The organism is Nocardia arthritidis NBRC 100137 (assembly GCF_001612765.1).
GTDB classification, from domain to species: Bacteria; Actinomycetota; Actinomycetes; order Mycobacteriales; family Mycobacteriaceae; genus Nocardia; species Nocardia arthritidis.
Window position 1 is genome coordinate 72,557 of record NZ_BDBB01000004.1, and the last position, 20,815, is coordinate 93,371.

Annotated in this window: 21 protein-coding genes and 1 pseudogene; 8 read left to right on the forward strand and 14 right to left on the reverse strand. The window is 68.5% G+C overall.

Annotated elements, in window-relative coordinates; all coding sequences use genetic code 11:
• Positions 1-21 precede the first annotated feature (21 nt).
• Positions 22-378, reverse strand: a complete 357-nt coding sequence (locus tag NA8_RS03890; protein WP_063048975.1) for a nitroreductase/quinone reductase family protein — start codon at positions 376-378, stop codon at positions 22-24.
• 258 nt (positions 379-636) lie between these two features.
• Here NA8_RS03890 and NA8_RS03895 point away from each other — a divergent pair, with 258 nt between their 5' ends.
• Complete coding sequence (locus NA8_RS03895) at positions 637-1,860, forward strand: cytochrome P450 family protein (RefSeq protein ID WP_063048976.1); 1,224 nt, start codon at positions 637-639, stop codon at positions 1,858-1,860.
• A 3-nt stretch (positions 1,861-1,863) separates the two neighbouring features.
• On the opposite strand, the gene NA8_RS03900 is transcribed toward NA8_RS03895, so the two are convergent.
• Positions 1,864-2,520: a maleylpyruvate isomerase N-terminal domain-containing protein gene (locus NA8_RS03900; protein WP_063049008.1), complete on the reverse strand. Its 657-nt coding sequence runs from the start codon at positions 2,518-2,520 to the stop codon at positions 1,864-1,866.
• Between the two features lie 269 nt (positions 2,521-2,789).
• On the opposite strand from NA8_RS03900, the gene NA8_RS03905 reads away from it, so the two are divergent.
• From NA8_RS03905 to NA8_RS03920, 4 genes are all read left to right on the forward strand, one after another.
• Complete coding sequence (locus NA8_RS03905) at positions 2,790-4,592, forward strand: CocE/NonD family hydrolase (protein WP_218019396.1); 1,803 nt, start codon at positions 2,790-2,792, stop codon at positions 4,590-4,592.
• Between the two features lie 180 nt (positions 4,593-4,772).
• Entirely contained in the window at positions 4,773-5,456 is a 684-nt protein-coding gene (locus NA8_RS03910; protein WP_063048978.1) for a TetR/AcrR family transcriptional regulator, read from the forward strand.
• A 161-nt stretch (positions 5,457-5,617) separates the two neighbouring features.
• Positions 5,618-6,916 (forward strand): FAD-binding domain-containing protein, encoded by a 1,299-nt coding sequence (locus tag NA8_RS03915; RefSeq protein ID WP_063048979.1) that lies wholly within the window; start codon positions 5,618-5,620, stop codon positions 6,914-6,916.
• A gap of 96 nt (positions 6,917-7,012) precedes the next feature.
• Positions 7,013-7,576: a hemerythrin domain-containing protein gene (locus NA8_RS03920; protein ID WP_063048980.1), complete on the forward strand. Its 564-nt coding sequence runs from the start codon at positions 7,013-7,015 to the stop codon at positions 7,574-7,576.
• Between the two features lie 86 nt (positions 7,577-7,662).
• Here the strand turns inward: NA8_RS03920 and NA8_RS03925 are convergent.
• The 4 genes and pseudogenes from NA8_RS03925 to NA8_RS03940 form a co-directional block, all read right to left on the reverse strand.
• Positions 7,663-8,418 (reverse strand): annotated as a pseudogene (locus NA8_RS03925) (manganese catalase family protein); the annotation flags it as partial.
• A 326-nt stretch (positions 8,419-8,744) separates the two neighbouring features.
• Positions 8,745-8,951 (reverse strand): NAD-dependent epimerase/dehydratase family protein, encoded by a 207-nt coding sequence (locus NA8_RS34635; RefSeq protein ID WP_063048981.1) that lies wholly within the window; start codon positions 8,949-8,951, stop codon positions 8,745-8,747.
• 7 nt (positions 8,952-8,958) lie between these two features.
• Complete coding sequence (locus NA8_RS34640) at positions 8,959-9,210, reverse strand: NAD-dependent epimerase/dehydratase family protein (RefSeq protein ID WP_063048982.1); 252 nt, start codon at positions 9,208-9,210, stop codon at positions 8,959-8,961.
• On the reverse strand, positions 9,207-10,883 hold the full coding sequence (locus tag NA8_RS03940) for a glycoside hydrolase family 13 protein (RefSeq protein WP_063048983.1): 1,677 nt from the start codon (positions 10,881-10,883) through the stop codon (positions 9,207-9,209). The genes NA8_RS34640 and NA8_RS03940 overlap by 4 nt, the downstream gene beginning before the upstream one ends.
• Before the next feature lie 134 nt (positions 10,884-11,017).
• Between NA8_RS03940 and NA8_RS03945 the strand changes: the two genes are divergently transcribed.
• Positions 11,018-11,545: an SDR family NAD(P)-dependent oxidoreductase gene (locus NA8_RS03945; RefSeq protein ID WP_084466502.1), complete on the forward strand. Its 528-nt coding sequence runs from the start codon at positions 11,018-11,020 to the stop codon at positions 11,543-11,545.
• Here NA8_RS03945 and NA8_RS35465 read toward each other — a convergent pair.
• From NA8_RS35465 to NA8_RS03975, 7 genes are all read right to left on the reverse strand, one after another.
• Entirely contained in the window at positions 11,520-11,645 is a 126-nt protein-coding gene (locus NA8_RS35465; RefSeq protein ID WP_281198948.1) for a hypothetical protein, read from the reverse strand. The two genes, NA8_RS03945 and NA8_RS35465, sit on opposite strands and share 26 nt — an antisense overlap.
• 149 nt (positions 11,646-11,794) lie before the next feature.
• Positions 11,795-13,144 (reverse strand): family 1 glycosylhydrolase, encoded by a 1,350-nt coding sequence (locus NA8_RS03950; RefSeq protein ID WP_063048985.1) that lies wholly within the window; start codon positions 13,142-13,144, stop codon positions 11,795-11,797.
• A gap of 98 nt (positions 13,145-13,242) precedes the next feature.
• Positions 13,243-13,824: a TerD family protein gene (locus NA8_RS03955; RefSeq protein WP_040871596.1), complete on the reverse strand. Its 582-nt coding sequence runs from the start codon at positions 13,822-13,824 to the stop codon at positions 13,243-13,245.
• Between the two features lie 122 nt (positions 13,825-13,946).
• Positions 13,947-14,867: a phytoene/squalene synthase family protein gene (locus NA8_RS03960; protein ID WP_063049009.1), complete on the reverse strand. Its 921-nt coding sequence runs from the start codon at positions 14,865-14,867 to the stop codon at positions 13,947-13,949.
• Positions 14,868-14,878: 11 nt separating this feature from the next.
• Positions 14,879-16,420 (reverse strand): phytoene desaturase family protein, encoded by a 1,542-nt coding sequence (crtI, locus tag NA8_RS03965; RefSeq protein ID WP_063048986.1) that lies wholly within the window; start codon positions 16,418-16,420, stop codon positions 14,879-14,881.
• 15 nt (positions 16,421-16,435) lie between these two features.
• Positions 16,436-17,554, reverse strand: coding sequence for a polyprenyl synthetase family protein (locus NA8_RS03970; RefSeq protein ID WP_084466503.1), 1,119 nt, complete (start codon positions 17,552-17,554; stop codon positions 16,436-16,438).
• A 66-nt stretch (positions 17,555-17,620) separates the two neighbouring features.
• Complete coding sequence (locus NA8_RS03975) at positions 17,621-18,115, reverse strand: DUF6764 family protein (protein ID WP_063048987.1); 495 nt, start codon at positions 18,113-18,115, stop codon at positions 17,621-17,623.
• Positions 18,116-18,367: 252 nt separating this feature from the next.
• Between NA8_RS03975 and NA8_RS03980 the strand changes: the two genes are divergently transcribed.
• Complete coding sequence (locus NA8_RS03980; protein ID WP_063048988.1) at positions 18,368-19,225, forward strand: MerR family transcriptional regulator; 858 nt, start codon at positions 18,368-18,370, stop codon at positions 19,223-19,225.
• A 208-nt stretch (positions 19,226-19,433) separates the two neighbouring features.
• Here the strand turns inward: NA8_RS03980 and NA8_RS03985 are convergent, their stop codons facing one another.
• Positions 19,434-20,042, reverse strand: a complete 609-nt coding sequence (locus tag NA8_RS03985) for a TetR/AcrR family transcriptional regulator (protein WP_245663661.1) — start codon at positions 20,040-20,042, stop codon at positions 19,434-19,436.
• 21 nt (positions 20,043-20,063) lie between these two features.
• Between NA8_RS03985 and NA8_RS03990 the strand changes: the two genes are divergently transcribed.
• Entirely contained in the window at positions 20,064-20,552 is a 489-nt protein-coding gene (locus NA8_RS03990; RefSeq protein WP_218019397.1) for a DUF6463 family protein, read from the forward strand.
• The last annotated feature ends 263 nt before the right edge of the window (positions 20,553-20,815 follow it).

A 20,815-nucleotide genomic window follows, 5' to 3' on the forward strand; every position in this document is an offset into this window, starting at 1 on the left:
CCGGCGGGGGAGATGCGGCGATCAGGTCGCGTTGTCCAGCCGCACCTTCACGAGCACCCGGCCGCGTTCGTCGCGCTGCGCTACCGCGTGCCCGTGCCGCTGAGCGCCGTCGAGCCGCAGCGTGATCGGGCCGCCCTCGTCCAGAAAGTTCCGCCACCAAGATTTCTTGTCCGGCATGGCGACCCCGATGACGAGTTCGTCTCCCTTGCGCCGGTAGTTGACCGGTGTGCTGAACGTCCGCCCTGATCGCCGCCCCACATAGGTGATCACCACGAATCCCTTGCCCAGCAGCTGCCCGAGCAGCGGCACGTCGAGGAGGGAAGCCACCCCGGCGTTCAGCGCTCCCACGGTGCGCCCCAGCGCCGTCTTCGGTTCCACAACGTCCTCCTGGCCGGTCCCGCGGACAAATCCGAACACGCCACTCTAACCGCCACACCGGTTCTCGGCCGTGCCGGCGGGTGGACCGTTCGGTCGACGTGCCCTCACCCGGGTCCGGAATTTCGTTTTCCGACGCTCGAGTTCTGGTTGGAGGCAGGATCCGTCCGTTGCTCGGCTCCTCGGCGGAACGCGCCGTGATACTCGTGCACGACCGTCCCTACGACGGCTGAAGGGTTCACGCGCAGAAGGGAATTCCCCATGACAACCAGCCTGCCCGCATTTCCCGCACCGGACGAGGATCTGCTGGACACCTGCATCCGGCTCCGGGAGATCGCGCCGGTGGTCGAGGTGGCGTTTCCCGGCGGCGTGCCCGCCTACCTGGCGCTGACGCACGACGCGGTGCGCGAGATCCTCGCCGGGGACAACAAGACGTTCGCCCGGGATCCCAAGCACTGGCCGGCCCTGTACGACGGTTCCATTCCGGAGGACTGGCCCCTGCGCGCCATCGTGCAGGGCGATCATTTGTCCACCAAGGACGGCGACGACCATCGGCGGCTTCGCGGCCTGATCAGCAAGGCATTCACCCCTGGCCGGGTGCAGGCGCTGGAGCCGCGGGTCCAAGAGATCATCGACCGGTTGCTGGATGAGGTCGTGGCCGCCGGTGACGGCGTCGACCTGGTGCCCACCTTCACCGAAGCGCTGCCGATGGCGGTGATCTGCGAACTGTTCGGCGTGCCGGAGCGCGAGCGGGATCGACTGCGGCGCTGGACCGCGACTCTGCTGGCGCACACCACTGCGCCCGAAGAGGCGTTCGCCACGCAGAACGCGCTCATGCTGTACCTGTACGAATTGGCGGATCGCAAGCAGCAGCAACCCGGTGAGGACCTGACCACGGGACTGGTGCAAGCCCGCGACGAGGGCGACAAGCTGACCGCCGAGGAACTGGTCGCGGTCCTGTGGATCATGCTGGTCGCCGGCCACGAAACCACTGTGCACATGCTCGGATACGCCATCTTGGCGCTGTCGCGACACCCCGATCAGCTCGCCCTGGCCAAGGCCGAGAATCGCTGGGCCGACGTGGTCGAAGAGACTGTGCGATACCGGCATTCGGTGATGATGACCAGCTGGCGGTTCACGTTGACCGACGTCACGGTGGCCGGCGTGTCCATTCCCAAGGGCAAGGCGGTCGGCGTCGCCTACCAGGCCTGTGGGATCGATCCCGCCGAATACGGCGAGACCGCGAACGAATTCGACATCACCCGCGAGCAGCGGGGCGGACATCTCGGGTTCGGCCACGGACCGCGTTACTGCATCGGCGCGGGCCTGGCCCGTCTGGAGGGCAGGCTCGCGCTCGCCTCGCTCTACCGGAGGCTGCCGGACCTCGAGCTCGCCATCGACCCCGCCGATATTCCGTACTCGCCGTCCTTCTTCACCATCGGTCCGCTGTCCGTGCCGGTCAAACTGGGTGGCGGAGCGCGGTAGCGCTCACCCGAGGACGAAAGGGAGCCGCGCGGCCAGCTCGTCCAGTTCGGCCTTCTGCGTCTCGGTCGGCGCCCGTCGACCGGTGCCGATCAGCAGCGCGTCGGTGTCGGAGAACGAGAGGGGGAACGCGGCCCCGGCGATCTTCTCCAGCATCGCGCGTGACCGGCCGAGACCCTCCGCGGGCGGCTCGGTCGCGGCAGGGAGGTGCGCGATCAGATCGAGGTGGTGCAAGGTGCTCTCCAGGACGTACGCGCACAGGTAGTCGCCCGCGGTGAGGACCTCATCGCGGGTGCCGACCCGCAGGTCGGGGTCTGCGAGGCGGGCCGCGCGCCCGGCGGCCGCGCCGACGTCCTCGAAGTGAATTTTCAGCAACCGCGGCTCCCGGTACGCCGCGGCCAGCCGCACGATCAGCGCGTCGAGCGGGTCGTCGCCGGTCGGCGCCGTATCGGCCACCTCCCAGTAGGTCACCGCGTCGCGCGTCGGTTCGGCTTCGGCAGGGGTCACGAGGGTGATCAGGATGTCCTGGGCGTCGATGATCAGGTGGCACACCAGGTCTCGCACGAGCCAGCCGGTGCAGCCGGACGGCTGCGCGAAATCCTCGTTCGAAAGGTCGGCGACCGCCGTGCGCAACGCTGTCCAGGAGCGTGAGAAGTCATCCACGGCCCGGAAGCTAGCAGTGCGCGGCGCGGCCCGCGACGAATTCGGCGCTCCGGGCTCGCCGAGTGGCCGAGACCGGTAGCTCGCGGCGGAAGGCGCGGCCATCATATTTGCGGCCGGGTAGTCGAATCTTGCAACGTTTTCGCAGGTCATCGGCCTGTTGCGAACAAGGAACGCATCAGCGATTCCTGGGACAACTGATCACATGCCGTGTCACGCTGCTGCGGTCCGCAAATTCGCAGCAAACTGGCACGGAAGGATCGATGACGTCTATGTCGCAAGGAGATCCGATCGTCGGGACGACGTCCGAACAGCTCTCGCGGATCGCCGTCGAGGGAGCATGGGACGCTCGGGGGCAGGTCCGCCCGGAAGCGGTGCAGTTCGCATCGAACCTGGTGACCGCGGTCCGGAAACGCAGTGGCGAGGGGCTGGTGCCCGACGACGTGGCGGACCTGGTGAGCCGGGCGCTGAACGTTGCCGTGCCGACGTTTCCACGCATCGAGGCGTCGGATGGGGTCGGGCTGTCGGCGCACATGCTGCGGCAGACAACCACCCGGCCGTGCCCGCTGGTGGTCGTTCCCGCCGGATGGACACCGTTCGGGTGGCCGTTGTTCGAGTACGCCTACCTCGTGCTGGCCGCCAAGGGTTATCACGTGCTGGCCTACACCCCACGCGGCATCGGCCTGTCCGCCCTGCCGGGGACGAACATACCGTGGTTCGGCACGTCCGAAGGCACGGTCGACGTGGCCGGTCCGCGGGATCGGGTGGACGGTTCCACGGTGCTGACTTACGCGATCGATGAGCTGGCCCCCAGCCGCGTCGCCTTCATGGGCGAGTCGTACGGCTCGGGCATCAGCCAGATCGTGGCCGCGCACGACCCACGAGTGAACGTCGTCGTCGCCCTGAGCACCTGGGGCAACCTCGCCACCAGCATGTACGACAACGGCACCCGCCACCTCAGGGCGGTCGAAGCGCTGATCGGGTTGACCGGCGGAGCCAAAGAGGACAAGTTCGACGACGAGGCGCTGGAGATCCTGGCGAAATTCGCCGAGGGCGACGACATGGACCCGGTGGTCGATTGGGGCACCGAACGCGCTCCGGAAAGTTACGTCGGTTCCCTCGCGGTTCCGACCTTCTTCTCGAACACCTGGCACGAGGGCCTTTTCCCGGTCAACCAGGTTCTGGAGACCTTCGAGAAAATCCCGGGCCGGAAACGGTTGAACATGTGGATCGGCGACCATGCCGCGCCGGAAGGTCCCGGCTTGATCGCTCCGCCCGCGGCCGGTGCCGGGCCGAACGTGCCGCTGCTCGAGGCGTACGCCTGGCTCGATCACTACCTCAAGGACGAGCAGAACGGTGTCGACGGGTGGCCGGAGATCAGCAATCAGGTCATGTTCACCTACGTGACCACGCCGGCCTCCGGGAACGATCAGAACGTGATCATCGAGCCGGCGCGCCGCGAGGAGAAGGCGTCGTGGGCCGACGTCACGACCGACGGCGAATCACTGGCCCTGACCGATGAGCGCGAGGGTGGAGACGGCGCGCTGAGCCCCGACGTCGCTTCCGGATGGGAACGCAGTTTCATCGTGGGCGAGCAGCCCGAGGTCGTCGCCATGGACAAGCTCATGGTGACCGGCCAGGAGGAGTGGGCGGGCAACCCGAAGATCTACCGGACCGCCGAGATCGACCGCACCCACGCCCTGGTCTGGTCGACGGGGCCGCTACTGGCGGCGCGCGATGGCGCAGCGCGGCAGATTCGCGGGATCCCCCGGCTCCAGGTGACCGTGGACAGCACCGACGAATCGGCGACCGTGGTGGCCTACCTGCTCGATGTCGACGAGCACGGTTCGGCGACGATCGTCACGCACGAGCCGAAGACCATCGAGTCGGACCTGCCCGCCACCGTCTCGTGGGAGTTGCAGGCGGCCGCCTACGACGTGCCGGACGGTCACCGGTTGATGCTGGTCATCGACGGCCTGGATCCCTTCTATTCCAGCGCCAACAGCGTCGGCGCACGGATCACCATCAGTTCCCCGGATGGCGCTCCCTCCTGCCTGGAGTTGCCGCTCGGCTGACCGCTGCGCGTGGCCCGGGACAGCCCTCGGTTCCGGGCCACGTCCGAGGTGACGGCCGGGGGAGTCCCGTGCCATCGGCGGTCGAGCGGTCGATCGCAGCACCGCCGGGAGCCGGAGTCGGACGCGACCGGCATCGGTCGCAGCGGCCCGGGCGCGTGGCCGGCTCGGTAGTCTGCAGAGGTGTCCGCCGCGCCTGCCGACGCCGACGCACCGATCGTTCCGGTGCGAGACGGAGTGTTCTTCACGCTTCCGGCGGCATTGCCGCGCGGTCGGCACAATCTGGGGCGCGAGCAGGTGATGGCCGCCCAGCGGGAACGGCTGCTGGCCGCGGTCACCGAATTGCTCGCCGCTCGCGGTTACGCCGGATTCGGGCCCACCGACGTCGCGAAGCGGGCCGGCGTCTCGCTGGCGGCCTTCTACGACGCGTTCGCCAACAAGGACGAATGTGTCTTCGCGGGATACGACCGCTTCATCCAGGTGCTGCTGACCCAACTGACCGGCGCTGACATCAGGGGCCGAGACCGCCGGTCCATCGTCGCCGACGCGCTCGGTCGGTACCTTCGCTCCTTGCAGAACGACCTGGTCGTCGCTCGCGCCTACCAGGTGGAGATCGACGCGCTCGGGCCTGCGGTGCGGCGGCGCAGACGGCGCTCGATCCGGCTGTTCGCCGAGTTCATTCGCGGTCTGGTGCAGGCCGCGACCGGCAATCGGCAACCATTGCTGTCCGTCACGGCTTACATGGGCGTGGTCTACGCCGTTCGCCAACTCACCGCCGACGCGCTCGACGAGTCGGACGCACCGGATCTGCCCGCGCTCAGCGCCGACCTGGAACCCTGGCTCACCGATCTCTTCCGCGAACGCTGAGGCGACCGCGTCGCCGGCTTGACACGACAGTCACCGTCCCTCAGCATTGGCGTAAATAATTTTACTCCGATACCTGCCCCGCATCCGCGTGGCCGCAGCCGAATGTCCGATACCGCCGTCGTCGTTCGCGACGGATGCCTGTCGTCGAAAATGACCATCGAATGGCCGTAACAATCGCACTTTTCACGCGTGACCTGCGCGTGCACGACAATCCAGCCCTACTGGCCGCGGTGCGCGAGGGTGCCGGGGTGGTTCCGCTCTTCGTCGTCGACGACCGGATCGTCGGCAGTGCCCACCCGGCCGGGAACCAGCTGCGCTTTCTCTCCGCCGCGCTGGCCGAACTGGATGCCGAACTGCGCTGCGCCGGAGGGCAACTGGTGATCCGGCACGGTGACTATGTCGACGCGGTGGATCGGGTGGCGGCACAGGTGCACGCCGACAGCGTCCACATCGCCGACGACGCCACCTGGTACGGCCGGTGCCGAGCACGAGCGCTGCGCGAACGGCTGGCGCGACGCAGCTGCCTACTGCACACCCATTCCGCCACCCTCACCGCCGTCGATCCGTTCGATTGCGCCTCGGGCGGACCGAACGACCCGGTTCCGGACTTCGCTACCTACTTTCGCCGGTGGCTGGAGGTTCCCAAGCGGCGTCCGCTGGACACGCCCACCGAGTTGATCGTCCCGCGCGTCGACAGTGATCCCGTACCGAAGTTCGACGAACTCGGCGACGCCGCTGTCTCACCGCAACTGGCCGTCGGCGGCGAGATCACGGGTCGCGCGCTGTGGCGGGGCTGCACCACCGACCGGAAACAAACACGCGACCCCTCCAGCGGCGATCTTACGCGGGAGGGATGTTCCCGGCTGTCGCCCTACCTGCATTTCGGTTGCCTGTCCGCGGCGGAGATGGTGTATCGCACCGACATGGCGACGGCGGACGGACGCGCCTTCGTCCGTCTGCTCGCCCGGCGCGATTTCCGGCTCCAGTTCCTCGCCGCCCGCGCCGGTATCGCGCGGTCCGGTGACCGCCCACGTGATCGACAGGCGCACGATCCGGTCGCAGCCCGTGCCTGGTGCGACGGCCGTACCGGATACCCGATCGTCGACGCGGGCATGCGGCAATTGGCCGCGCAGGGATGGATGCCGGAACGCGCCCGGGCGATCGCCGCCGGTTTCCTCACCACGACGCTGCGGGTGGACTGGCGAGTCGGCGCCGACCATTTCCGGCGGTGGCTGCTCGATGCCGACGCAGCGAGCGACCGCTGCACCTGGCAGCAGGCGGGACGTCTGTACCGGGGAGCTCTCGGCACGGCCGAACGCTACGACCCGCACGGTAACTATGTGCGGCGCTGGATACCGGAACTGGCTTCGCTGCCGGGTTCGGAGATCCATCGTCCGTGGCGCCATAGCGTGCCGACCTCGGTCTATCCCGCTCCCATCACGGGCACCACCAGCAACTGACCGGCCGGTCCCGCGGTTTCGCGTGCTCGCTGCCGGGTACCGCCGCGACGGACGTAGTTCGTCAGCCCGACTCGAGAGCCCGAGGGGAGATCAACTATGGCAACCACGATCGACTCCACCACCGACGCGATCGATTTCCTCATCCATCAGCACGGCCGGATCAAGCAACTGTTCATCGAGACCGCCGACACCTCCGACCCGGTGGAGCGGGAGAGCAAGTTCTTCGAATTGCGACGCCTGCTCGCCGTGCACGAGACCGCCGAAGAAGAGATCATCCACCCGCGCGCCCGGCGTGAGATCGGTGATGGCGCGTCCATCGTCGACGCACGGCTGGAAGAGGAGAACAAGGCGAAAAAACAGCTCGCCGAGATGGAATCGCTCGACATCAGCTCGATGGAATTCCAGGTGCGGCTGGCGAAGCTGCGTGCAGCGGTGCTGGCGCATGCCGACCACGAAGAACGGGAGGAATTCACTCGGCTGCGCGAGGAACTCGACGACGAAGCCCTGCGACGATTGTGTAAGGCGGTCGAACTCGCCGAGACGATGGCGCCGACCCGGCCGCATCCCGGCGTGGAATCGGCGACCGCGAACGTGCTGGTCGGTCCGTTCGCCGCGATGATGGACCGGGCCAAAGACATGATCAGCAAGCCGCGGCACTGATCCCGACGAATGCCCGCGGCGTGCGGCCCCGAAGTGCCGCGCGCCGCGTCGTCGGACGCCCGACTGCCCGTCAGGCCCGTCGCAGGTCAGTCCGGGATGTGCAGTTCATGGGTGAACGGTTTGGTGCCTTGGACCGCGGGCTCGCCTTCCGGGTTGGTCTCGGCGCCGTGATTGACTCGCTCGTCGGAGTCGAGCCATTCGGTGACCGGATTATCGATGTAGCGCCATTCCGTGCCCGCGGGCCACGGTCCCTGTCCTTCGTTCCAGGGGCCGCGGGCGCTCGCGGCGCCGTTGGACATGTTGAACGCGACATTCTGGAACCGGTCGTCGCCGGGCAGTGCTCCCGGCGGGAAGTTGACCGGCAGTTCGTTCAGCGCCGCGGTGAACTGCTGGAAGTGCGCGATCTCGCGGGTCATCAAGAACGAAAGCGTGTCCTGCACACCGGGATCGTCGGTGAATTGCTTGAGATACTCGTAGACGATCTTGGCGCGAGACTCCGCCGCGAGATTGCTGCGCAGGTCGACCGAGGGTTCGCCGTTGGCGTCGACGTACGAACCCGACCACGGCACGCCCGCGGCGTTCGTGACCACGGGCCCGCCGCCGCTCAGCGCGAAGTACAACGGATTGGCCGCGGCCTGATGGATCACCTGGTTACGTCCGTCGGACGTGGACACCATCGGCATCCAGTCGCACCGCTCGTTGGCTTGCTTCAGATCGTCGTTGAGCCCGTCGAGCAGCATGGTGATCATGGCGCCGACGATCTCGAGGTGACTGAGTTCCTCGGTGGCGATGTCCATGAACAGGTCGTAGGTTTTCGGATGCTTACCGCGCAGCAGGAACGGATGCGTTACGTGTTCGCCGGCGACGATACGGGCTCCGATACCCGGTCGTTCGCAACGACACGAGCGGCGGAAAGGGGCACAGCACTGTGTCGCTTTCGGTCACGGGCGGTGACGCCGCTAGCGGCGGCGTGGCCGCTGACTTTGGTGAGACGGACGTCCGATCCGCATCCGCCGGGACGGCGCGAGCGGTGCGCTGCGACCGGTCTGCCCGGTACGCATCGCGGATACCAGTTCCGCGCAGATCTCATGCGCGCCGAAGCGAGGCGCCCAACCGAGTTCCCGTCGCGCCTCCGACGAGTCGATCAGGCAGACGCGGTCGGCCAGGGTCAGCCATGCCGGGTCTCCAGCTCCGCCTTGGACACGCTGTAGGCACTGCCTGGCACCCCCGACAGCCGCCATCCTTCCGACACCCGCCGCCAGCGTTCGGCCGGGGTGTAGGCGGCGCACGAGGAGGCGGCGATGAGCTGGGGCACTGCCGCGTCCGCCACGGCACGCAGCACATTGTCGGTGCCGATCGAGTTGGTCCGCCGCATCGGCGGATCACCGCGACGCGGATGGATCGCCCATGCCAGGTGAACGAGGAACATGGGCACCGGCGCAGGCGGCACGCAGGGTCTCGACCGAGCCGGCGAGCCCGATATCGCAGGACACCCACCGCACCGATGAATACGGTTCGCGTGCGCGGTCGGGGATGCGGCGAGCGATTCCGACGATCTCGCAACCATCGGCCCGCAACGCGCGCAGCAACGCCGTCCCCACATTGCCGCTGGCGCCGGTGACGACCACCTTCATACGCGGCGCCGCTCGAACCCGTTCCGGACCATTGCCGGGGCGTCGTGGTGATCGGCGACCTCGAGCCAAGCCGCGCCGTCGGCGGGCAGGGCGTCCGCCGTCAGAGGCTCGCTGGTCAGCAGCACCCGCTGGTGCCGGGGCAGCGCGATCGGCGCGCTCGAAATGTTCACCACGCAGACCAGGCCCGGGGAGCGATGGAGGGCCAACACCCTTGGAGCGCTGGGCAACCACGACCAGGCGCCTTCCCCGAGCGCGGGATGGTCGCGGCGCAGACGCAGCGCCCTGTGGTAGAGGTCCAGTATCGAATCCTGTTCCCGCATCTGGAGTTCGGCTGTCGATGACACCCAGCGCTGGGGCTGTGGCAGCCAAGGTGGCGTGCCGTCCGGACCGAACCCGAAGGGGGACCGGAACCCGCTCCACGGCAGTGGGACTCGGCACCCGTCGCGGCCGCGCACCGTGTGGCCCGAGCGCTCCCAGGTCGGGTCCTCGAGCACCTCCACGGGAAGATCCTCGACCTCCTCCAAACCGAGTTCCTCCCCCTGATAGAGGTACGCGCTGCCGGGGAGCGCGAGCATCAGGAGCAACGCCGCCCTGGCGCGCCGCCGTCCCCGCGCCACGTCGACAGGGCCGTGCGGTTCGTGTTGCGAACCGCCACCGCGGGTGGACGCCCGCCCGTAGCGGGTCACATGCCGGGTGATGTCGTGGTTGGACAGCACCCAGGTCGGTGGGGCCCCGACCGCCTCCAGTGCTTCGGTTGTGCAATCGACTACGGCCCGCAGCGCGGCGGCATTCCAGGAGCACCGCAGGAAGTCGAAGTTGAACGCCGTGTGCAGTTCGTCCGGTCGCACGTAGCAGGCGAGGCGCTCGGGTTTGGCCACCCACGCTTCGGCGACGAAGACGCGATCCGGCCCGTAGGAATCCGCGATCTCGCGCCAGCCGCGGTAGATTTCGTGTAATTCCGGCCGGTCCCAGTGCGGGTGGCCGGTCCGATCCGGCGGTTCCATGATGTCCTCGTGATCGGTCTCGATATCCGGCAGATCGGCGTGTTTGACCAGCCCATGGGCCGCGTCGACGCGGAAGCCGTCCACGCCTCGATCCAGCCAGAAACGCAGGATCGACTCGAATTCGGCACGGACATCCGGATGCGCCCAATCCAGGTCCGGCTGGTGGACGTCGAACAGGTGCAGATACCACTGCCCGTCCGTCACCCGAGTCCACGCCGGGCCGCCGAACACGCTTCGCCAATTGTTGGGCGGACCGCCGGTGGGCGCGCCGTCCCGGAACAGGTAGCGGGCTCGCTCCGGCGAACCCGGCCCGGCCGCGAGCGCCTCCCCGAACCAGGGGTGCCGATCCGAAGTGTGATTGGGGACCAGGTCCACAATGACGCGCAGGCCGTGCGCGTGCGCTTCTTCGATCAACGCTTGCGCGTCCGCCAGCGTGCCGAAGCGCGGATCGATGTCGCGGTAGTCCGCGACGTCATAGCCTCCGTCCGCCATCGGCGACGGGTACCAGGGAGTTATCCATATCGCGTCCACCCCGAGGTCGCGGAGATAGGGCAGCCGAGACCGGATACCGGCGATATCGCCCACGCCGTCGCCGTTACCGTCGCAGAAGCTTCGGATGTAGATCTCGTAGATCACGGCGTCGCGCCACCAGGGGGCATCCGCAGCCATCGTCACGCTCTCCTCTCGGTTCGCTGCAGGTCGGGTACCCGGAATCGAAAGTCGTAACGTCGCGTGTTCCGAGGGCGGGCAGGGGTGGCCGCGACCGCGGGTGTGGTCGCTGCCCGGCCGGGTAGTCGCGGAGCATGGCTACTACAGCTCCACTTCCGGAAGATCGAGCAGGCGCTCCGCGGCGAGCCGTGGTGACCGGGGGAGACTCCGGGATCGGTGCGGCGATCGCGGTCGCGCTCGCCGCAGGCGGGACCGACGTCGGTCTGACCTTCCACAGCGACCGGCGCGGCGCGGAGGATACCGCGGCGCAAGTGCGCGAACAGGGGAGGACCGCCGCCGTGCGCCACCTCGACCTGGCGAACCTGCCGTCCGCCGCGTCGGTCGTCGACGAACTCGCCGACGAACTCGGCGGCCTCGATGTGCTGGTGAACTGCGCAGGTACCGGGTCGGCTCAGAAAGTGATGGAGATGGACTTCGACACCTGGCGGCACGTGCTGTCGGTCGACCTCGACGGCAAGCTATGTCACCGGCGCGTCCTACGTCGTGGACGGCGGCATGCTTCTGATGGGCCCGCAGGCGAGCAGCCTGCTGACCGACGAGAAATGGCGCACGCCCTGACCTCGGATCCGGCTATCCCTACCCGCTGCGGGGCAGCGCGCTGAGTTCGAGCAGTCTGTCGACCAGGGTGCGCGCGTCGGGAAAGCCCAGCACCCGGGCGGCGATGTGCAGGTCGTCGAGAGTGTACGGATGCGGATCGGCCACCGGGACCCAAGTCTGATAGCGGGTAGTTCGCTGTCGAGAGAACTCATTTCAGCAGACGGCATAGCGGGCACTTCTCCTTTCCAGGGGGAGTGCCGGACCGATCGCCCGGTCAGCACTCGAGCCAGGCAATGACGCGAGCGCCGTGACTGCTACCGCTCCGCTACCGGGGGGAGGCAGCTGGCGGGTGGATCGACGAACACGCAGATGGCCGGGCCACGGGTGGGGCGATAGTCGCCGGCGACTCCGCCCGCGGCGATCACCTGCGTGTAGGTGCCGACGGCGTCGGTGGGGCGGCGAGTGAGGCCGGGGTCGGTGCGCACGTCCACGGTGTAGAGCCCGAATCGTGGTGTGTAGCTGCCCCATTCGTAGTTGTCGGTGAGACTCCAGTAGTTGTATCCCATGATGTTCATGCCGTCGGCCGCGGCGCGCTGGATCCAGTAGACGGTGTCGCGCAGGTGATCGCTGCGGGTGTACCCGTCGGCGCGGGGGCGGCCGTTCTCGGTGGGCATCCCGTTCTCGACGATGTAGAGCGGTTTGCCCGGCAACCGGCGCGAATAGTATTGCAGCGCATAGTAGATGCCCTCGGTGCGCAACGGCAGGTCCCAGATCTGCGGTCCGGGCAGGTTGGGCATCGCCGAACCGCTGGCCCGGGCGATGGACTCGATCAGCGACTGCGCCGGGTCGTAGGCGAAGTAGTAGTCGACGCCGACGTAGTCGAGGCGATCGGCGATGCGATCGATCAGCGGGCCGTTGACCTGCGCCTCCGAGCCGGCGACGTAGCCCACGTTGCTGGTCACCTGCGCACCCGGCTGCCTCTGATGGATGTAGTCGTAGGCGGCGTTGTGTACCTGTGCGACCCGGTCCAGCATCTCGCCGGCGTCCGCGGCGCCCCTGCGGACCTCGTGCACGATGTAGGCGACGGGCTCGTTCACGGTCACCCACAACGGGTTGCGGGTGGCGTAGCGGTCGACGACGGCGCGCATGTTGGCCAGCCAGTCGTCGACCATGCGCGGGTTGCGCCAGCCCCCTCGGTCGGCGGCCCAGCCGGGATACACCCAGTGATCGAGCGTGATCATGGGTCGCATCCCGGCCTGTTCAACGGCGCCGATGACGGAGTCGTAGAAACGGAATGCGGCGTCGTCCCAGACTCCCGGCGCGGGTTGCAGTCGGGCCCATTCGATTCCGATCCGGAACACCCGCGCACCGAGGTCCGCGGCGAGCTGGATGTCCGACGCGTATCGGCCGTAGAAGTCGACCGAATCGCCCAGGCCGTCGTATCCGGGGGTGGCTCCGATGTACCGCGTCCAATTGCTGTCGGGCGCATGGCCTTCGGACTGGAAACCAGAAGTCGATACGCCCCAGAGGAAATTCCCGCCCAGAGCCGGTAGGCCGGCCACCGGCTGTACGGGCGGGGTGGCCGGCGATTGCGTGGCGAGCAGCAGCGTGGATGCCGCGCCGGCGAGCGCGGCCAGGACGTACCGACGGAACCGAGATCGCATTGGCCCAGAGTAACTGGGGCAGTCCATCGAGTGGCGGAATCCGCGTATCAGCGCGCGATTCGAAGACGCGGACGATCCCGGCCCCTGGTTTGCCGTCGCTATTGCATGGCGAAGCGCAAAAGTGCTTGCATGTCACCTTGTTTGATCTTGCCTTGGCGGTTGAGGACTTCGAGCTGCCATTGGTCGCCGTTGCGGAAGGCGCGGGCCACCGCATTGGCGTTGTCGGTGCCGAGCAGTGAGGGCCAGATGTCGGCGACCTGCTGGCTGTTGCCGCCGGTGGCGTCGTAGACCTTGAAGGAGATGTTGTTGGCCTTGTCGAAGGAACTGCCCTTCTTGAAGGCGGCGGCGACGAAGATGATGGCGTCGATCGCGGTGGGGACGTCGGCGAAGGTGACGTGGATGGTCTCGTCGTCGCCGGAGGCGGCGCCGGTCTGCTCGTCGCCGGTGTGCGCGACCGAGCCGTTGCCCAGTGGGTCGAGCGAATCGAGTCCCGCGAAGCGCACCGGTTCGCTGCCCTGCATGAGAACGGCGACCAGATCCAGGTCAACACCGCGTTTGCGGCGCGCCCAGCCGAGTGCGCCGCCGCTCGTGCCGGAGGACGGATCCCAGCTCACCCCCACACTCAACTTCGTGATCCCCGCGAGGTCCGCGGCACCGTCTTCTTTTCTGAGCGTAATCACGACATCAGGATACTGATGCAGCCCCGCCGCGCCCGCGATGACGAAAATCCCGGCTGCTCACGGCGCTCCGGATTCGTCGCGGAACGCTATCGCAGGACCCGGCCGCCTGCGCGCCGGAACGATCACCGCTGCACGCGGCGTGCCCACCATGCCTTGACCAGGCCGGTCGCGCCGACCTGCGCGCGCCTCCGGTTCGGCACGGTGGCGCGGCGGTCGAACACCGCGAAATCGCTGTCCTCGATGCGGTCGAGGATCTCCGCGTACAGCGTGGTGGCCGTAGTGACGCACGGGCGTGAACGAGGGTGCAGCAAGGCGATTCCGGCGTGTGCGAAGCGGTAGATGTCGCGGGTGATCGCATGCTGCGCCGCCAAGGCTCCGCGGACCCGAGGCTCGGTGCGCCGGTGCTTCAGGCACCAGCCCAGGAGATCGCGGTCGACGCCGAACGCGGCCAGTTCGTCGGCGGGCAGATAGACCCGGCCACGAACCAGGTCTTCGGCGATGTCCCGCAGGAAGTTGGTCAGTTGGAACGCCTTACCGAGCGCGGCGGCATGGGGTGCGGCCTCCTCGGCGCAGATGGCGCCCAGGACCGGGAGCAACTGCAATCCGATGACTTCGGCCGAACCGTAGATATAGGTGTCGAGTGCGGCACGGTCGGGATAGTCGGTCACCATCAGATCCATCCGCATCGAGGCGAGGAAAGCGTCGAACAGGGCCGCTGGAATGCGATACCGATCGGCGGTGTCGAGAATCGCGGGAAGCACGGCGTCGGCACCGGCGTCACGATCGTGGAAGTGCCCGGCGAGTGCGTCCAGCTGCCGGGCCCTTTCGGCAGGTTCGCGACGCGGGTCGAACTCATCGAGGATGTCGTCGGCGCGGCGCGCGAATCCGTACAGGGCGTGCACCGCCGGGCGCTGATCGGGCGCCAGCAATCGGGTCGCCAGGAAGAAGGTCTTTCCGTGGCGTGCGTTGAGCTGCCTGCAGTACCGGTAGGACCGGTGCAGAGGCGGTTCGCTGATTCCGGTTTCGGGTGCGGTGCGGGTCATCTCGGCTCCCATCACTGTGATCGATCGATTCGGCTGGTGCTGAGCGTGGCTCGCACGGGTACGGTGCGCCGGTGCCGTTGCGGCTGGAGACCGGTGACGCGATCCGCGGCGAGCCGCCCGGAGATCAGCACCGGCGGAATCCCCACTCCCGGCACGGTCGAGCCCCCGGCCAAGACGACGTTGTCGATACCGCGGATCATGTTGGCCGGCCGGAACGGACCGGTTTGGGCGAACGTGTGCGCGAGCGCGAACGGGCTGCCCGCGCGCATGCCGCGGCGCGCCCAGTCGGCGGGTGTGTCGACCCGCAGGATCTCGACATCGCCGAGTCGTGCGCCGAGTCGTTGCTGAGCGATCGTCAGGATCTGCTCCGCGTAGCCGGTGCCCGCTCGCTGCCAATCGATCCGGCGGCCTTCGAGATTCGGCACCGGCGCGAGGACCGACAGCAGGTCGCGTCCTGCCGGAGCCGTAGCGGGATCGGTAGCGGTGGGCCGGGTGACCAGCAGTGAAGGATCACCCATCACCTGTCCGCGCACGATGATGTCGTCGAACGATTCCTCCCAGGCCGTCCCGAACAGCAGGCTGTGGTGCGCGATTCCGGCCGCGGGCGCGCACGCGAGATGGGCGATCAGCGCCGACGGGGCGGAGGTCAGCGGGACCGGACGCCGCGGTGCCCGCGCGAGGAGGCGGTACGCCTCGTGCAGTTCGGTCGTCAACACCACGGCGTCGCAGGGGATGCGGTCGCCGTGCTGTGTGAGCACGCCGGTGATCCGCGAGCCTACGCGGTCCAGGGCGGTGACCGCGGTGTCGTAGCGGAAGCGGACACCCGCATTTGTCGCCGCGCTTGCCAGCGCAGCAGGAAGCGCACGCATGCCACCACGCGGGAAGAACACCCCGCCGACGGTGTCCATGTAGGCGATCACCGCGTAGGCCGCCAGCGCCCGGTTGGGCGCGACGCCCGCGTACAGCGATTGAAAGGTGAAGACACGTCGCAGGTCCGGGTCGCGGATGTAGCGCCGGACGGCGCTATCCCATCGCCCGAACCCGCCCGCGGCGATCAGCCTGGCCAGTGCGGGAGTCGCCATCGACAGCGGCGAATCGAAATTCGCCGAGATGAACCGGTCCATCTCCGCGCGATACAAACGCGTCAGCCAGCGCCGCAGACGGCGATAACCGTCGGCCTCGCCGGTCCCGGCGAACCGGCGGATCTCCTCGTGCATCCGCTCGGCGTCGGTGTGCACCTCCAGCGTCCGGCCCTCGGCGAAATGCGCCCGGTACGCCGGTTCCACGGGTATCAGCCGCACATGGTCGTCAGCCTGTGCTCCGGCAGCGGCGAAGACACTCTCGACGATGTCCGGCATGGTGAGGACCGTCGGGCCGGTGTCGAAGTGGTAGCCGGCGACCTCCGCGTGCCCGGCTCGTCCGCCCGGCACCGAGTCGCGTTCCACCACGATCACTTCGCGCGATCGGCCGGCCAGGTGCAGGGCTGCGGACAACCCTGCCAAGCCTGCCCCGACGATCACGATTCGGTCGGTAGCGCCTTCGACGGTGCGCATCGGTTCAACCTCCGGTCAGGCGACGCGTTCGGTGCAGGCGGCTGCCATGTACGCGAGGGCGGCACGCATCGGTGTGGAAAGATTCGCGGCGTCCAGCGCGCCGTGTGCGCTGTCGACCAGTTCGGCGATCATCGTCTCGATCCTCGCGGGGGCGCCGGATTCGGTGATCAGCGTTCGTGCCCGGGCGATCTCGGCGGTGCCGAGCCGGGGACGATGCAGCAGATCCGACAGTTCGGCCCGCGCCGCCGAGGTCGCCAGTTCGCGCGCGAGGACCACAACGCTGGTCGCCGTCCGTTCGGCGAGGTCGCTGTCGGCGGGTTTCCCGGTCACGGCCTGCGACCCGAAGATGCCGAGAATGTCGTCGCGCAACTGGAACGCCTCGCCGATCGCGGCGCCGTAGCGGCCCAGGGCGTCCACCACGGTCGCGCCGCAGCCGGCCATCGCGGCGCCCATCTCCAACGGGCGTCGCACGGTGTAGTTGCCGGATTTGGCTCGTGCGATCGCCAGGACCGAGTCCAGCGCCGGCTCGAGGCGCGCGTCATTGAGCAGATCCGCGAACTGGCCGGTCGCCAGCTCCACCCGCATGCTGTCGTAGCGCGGCCATACCCGCGCGAGCGCGGACTCGGCGAGCCCGCTTTCCCGGAGCATCTGCTCGGCCCACACCAGGCACATATCCCCGAGCAGTGTCGCGGCGGATTCGCCGTACCGGTCGGAGGAGCCGGGCGCACGGGTGCCGCGGTGCGCCGCGGCGAACCGGACATGCGCGGACGGGGCGCCGCGCCGCGTCGCGGACTGGTCCATGACGTCGTCCTGCACCAGTGCGAACGCGTGCAGCAGTTCCAGACCGGCCGCCGCGCGCAAGGCTGCCGGGTCATCCGGCGCCCCGCACAGCCAGCCGAGGTACATGAACGTCGACCGCACGCACTTGCCGCCCAGGGCGTATTGGCGCAGAACGTCCTGCGCACCCAGGCGAGTGAGCGCGACAGGGCACGCTCGCGCGAGAAAATCAGTGATCTCGTCGAGTACCTTTCGGCGCACCGCGTCCCGCCACAGCGAAAGGGAGGGTGCGGCACCGAGCGCCGGAATTCCCCTGACCGAATCGGTTGCTGCCGGCTCGGACGACACGACGCTCATTCCCGCTCCCCTTCGTTCGCCTCGGACGCCTACTTCTAGCTCCGCGATTTTACTCATAATGATGCACTATCGAGGCGAGAAGCAGCCCTGCCATGTCTGAAAGTCACCCGCGAAGCCGAAACCGCCGCTACATGTCGGGGTCGAGACGCCGGTGACCGCGACCGTCGCGCCGGGACCGGCGATTCCGATCGACAACCCCGGGCGCACACCGGTTGTCGTGACCGTCGCGCCGGGGCCGAGCGCGATCGCAGCCGGGCCGGACAGCGCCGCCGAGTTCGAAGCGGCGACGCCACCGTTCTGTGCTATCGCCAGGGACAGGCTGGTCGGCGCGGCATCCGCGGTGGCTTTTCCATCGAAGCCGTACGCGGCTGCGGCGCCGCCTGCGCCACTGGTCGCCGAGCACGAGGCGCCACCGTCGGAGTTCTGGGTCGCCGCGAGGCCCGGAGCGGGGCAGCCCGCCGGGGCGGCGGTGGCGGCCGGTGCGGCGAACAGCAGGCCCAGTGACGCCGCGCCCGCACCGGCCGTCAAGCCGATCGAGCGCGTGAGGGTAAGTCGGTCCATGACGTTCTCCTTCGGGAGTTTTGATGTTCCGGGCTTCACACTACGCGCTTAATGATGCAAAATCGACGCATCAACTGATTGTTCCGGAAGGAGTGCAAGACGTGCTGACGCGGAGGCCTCCGGACAGCCGCTGGGTCTGCGGCGTCATGGGAGTTCGGCCTCCGGTATCCGCGCACGTCGGTTTCCGGCCGGGCGCGGACAACTCGCCCGGCACTCCGGACCATCACCATCCCGGGGGGAGGCGGTCCGGCGATGGGTGACGAACAATCCGCCCGTTACACAGTGGGTGCGGTGGCGGCCAGGCTCGGCGTTCCGGTCGCCACCCTGCGCAGCTGGAACCAGCGCTACGCGATCGGCCCGCCGAGAGATCGGCCGGGCGCACACCGGCGCTATTCCGAATCCGATATCGCCGCCTTGCGGCGCATGATCGAACTCGTCGGAGCCGGCGCCACACCGGCCAGTGCGGCACGACAAGCACGCGCCGAAGCTCCGGAAGGGGCAGCGGGTCGCAGCGCCCTCTTGGCGGCGGCCGAACAGCTCGAACCCGATCTCGCGCTCACCGAGGTCATGGCCGGTTTGGCGCACGACGGTGTCGTCGCGACCTGGAACCGGCTGTGCCGTCCGGCATTCGCGACGATCGTCACCGGGCAGGCCGGTGGCCGGGGTCTGATCGACGTAGAGCATCTGCTGTCCTGGGCGGTGCTCGCCGGCCTGCACCGCATGTTCCCGCCGGTGCGGCGCCCGCGTTCCCAGCCGCCGATTCTCCTGTCCTGCACCGCGGGGGAGTACCACGTGCTGCCCTTGGAGGTGCTGCGGGCCGCGCTGGCCGAGCGGGGTGTCGTGGCGTTGCTGCTGGGCGCGGCGGTGCCCGACTCGGCCCTGACCGACGCCCTGTCGCACCACGACCGCCCGTGCGTGCTCACGCTCTGGTCACAGGTGCCCGCCACCGCCACGGCGGAAACGATCTGTGCCGTGCGCCGGAACGCGGCACGGGTGCTGGTCGCCGGACCGGGCTGGTCCGCGGTCCGCCTGCCGCCCGAGGTGCCCTACGTCCGCACGCTGGAGGACGCCCTCGCGGCTCTGCGCGAGCTCGGGCGCGACGCCGGGTGAATGCGTTCGCCACCGGCCCGGCGCGTCTCGAACCGTTGACGTCGCAGCGCCGACGGCGCATCCGCGGTCGCGTGCGTCATCCGCTCCCGCGAAGCGGTCGCGTGCGTCGTCACGGGCGTGCGCCGCAGGGGGAGCGACCGAGACAGCGCACCGCATCTGGCTACGGGCGGCAACCGCCTTCATCGAACGCGGCATTTCGGCAGGGGATTCACTGCGGTGGACGCAGAAGGTATTCCCCGGCGAGCTGGACGGCTTCGCGTTTGCTGTACCCGGGGTGGTCGGCGACGATGAAGTGGCGGCCGATCGCGAGGGCGAACGTCAGGGTGGTTCGTGCTTCGATCTCGTCGGGGTCGGTGACGAAAGCTCCGAACATCGTGCGCAGGAAGTCCATTCGCTCGTTGTCGATACGCCGCAGGCGCGCCGCGACGGACTCGTCGTGGCGCGCCCAAGCCCGCACCGCGATATCGATCCGGTGCAGGTCCTCCGCGAAGGTCAGTTGTCCCGCTCGGCGGATCCGCTCGGCGGCATCGCCGCCCTCGGCCTCGGTCTGGGCGATGACCGCCGTCGTGCACCGGCGTTCCCACTCGTCGAGCATCGCCGTGAGCAGCGCGGGACGGCCGTCGAAGTACCCGTAGAACCCGCCTTTCGTAACGCCGAGCTCGGCGGCGAGCGTCTCGACGCGGACGGCCTCGGGGCCTCCGCGGGCAAGAGCCTCGAGGCCCGCCTCGATCCAGCGGGCGCGTGTGGTGCGGGGTACGGCTGGAATCTGGCCACCTCCATTGATCGCGCTGATGTTATACGTTACCGTACAAATCAATTATACGGCACCGTACAAAAGGTGCTGCGCAGCAGCCATCGGAAGGTCACGATGAACACCAGGAAACGATTGCTCCGCTGGGCCGCCGCGATCATGGTCGTGCTGGGTACCGGGCACCTGTTCTTGCTGGCGCTAACCGCCTGGGCGGACATCACCGGCTGGGTCGATCGGGGGATATGGGCGGCCGTCCCGCTCGCGCTCGCGGACGGAGATGCCGTACAGACGACGGAGTCGCTGCAGAACAAGGTCACATTCTGGGCCGGCCCGGGCTGTTTCGCCGTACCGCTGATCCTGTTGGCTGTGCTGATCTGGCATCTCGCCGGCCGCGGCGTGCCCGTGCCCACCGGGATCGGCTGGGGCCTCGTGGCATGGTGCGCGCTGGGGGGCGTTCTTCTGGTGCCATCCCCGTTCTTCGTCGGAATCATCGCCGGGGTACTCGTCATCGTGGCGGCGCGGAAGGATGACCGACCGGCGGCCGTGTCAGCTTCGAGTACGGAGATGCGAAGCTGACCTGTCCGCGCCGCTTCACGGCCCGAGCGCGCACGCCGACGGCCGACCTGTTCTGCGGCGCGAGTGCGATAGGGCTGATCGTCTCAGTCGGCGACCAGCCCGTCGCCCGGCTACCTCGACGGCACGATCGGGGTGGCTCCGGCCGGTCCCGGCGCAGGAGGTACCAGCGCACCGGCCGGCGTATTCGTACTCGGTGCCGACCGCCCGGGTGGCGGCGCCAGTATTTGCAGTGGCAGTGCCGGTGCCTGCGCGGCGGGCCCGCG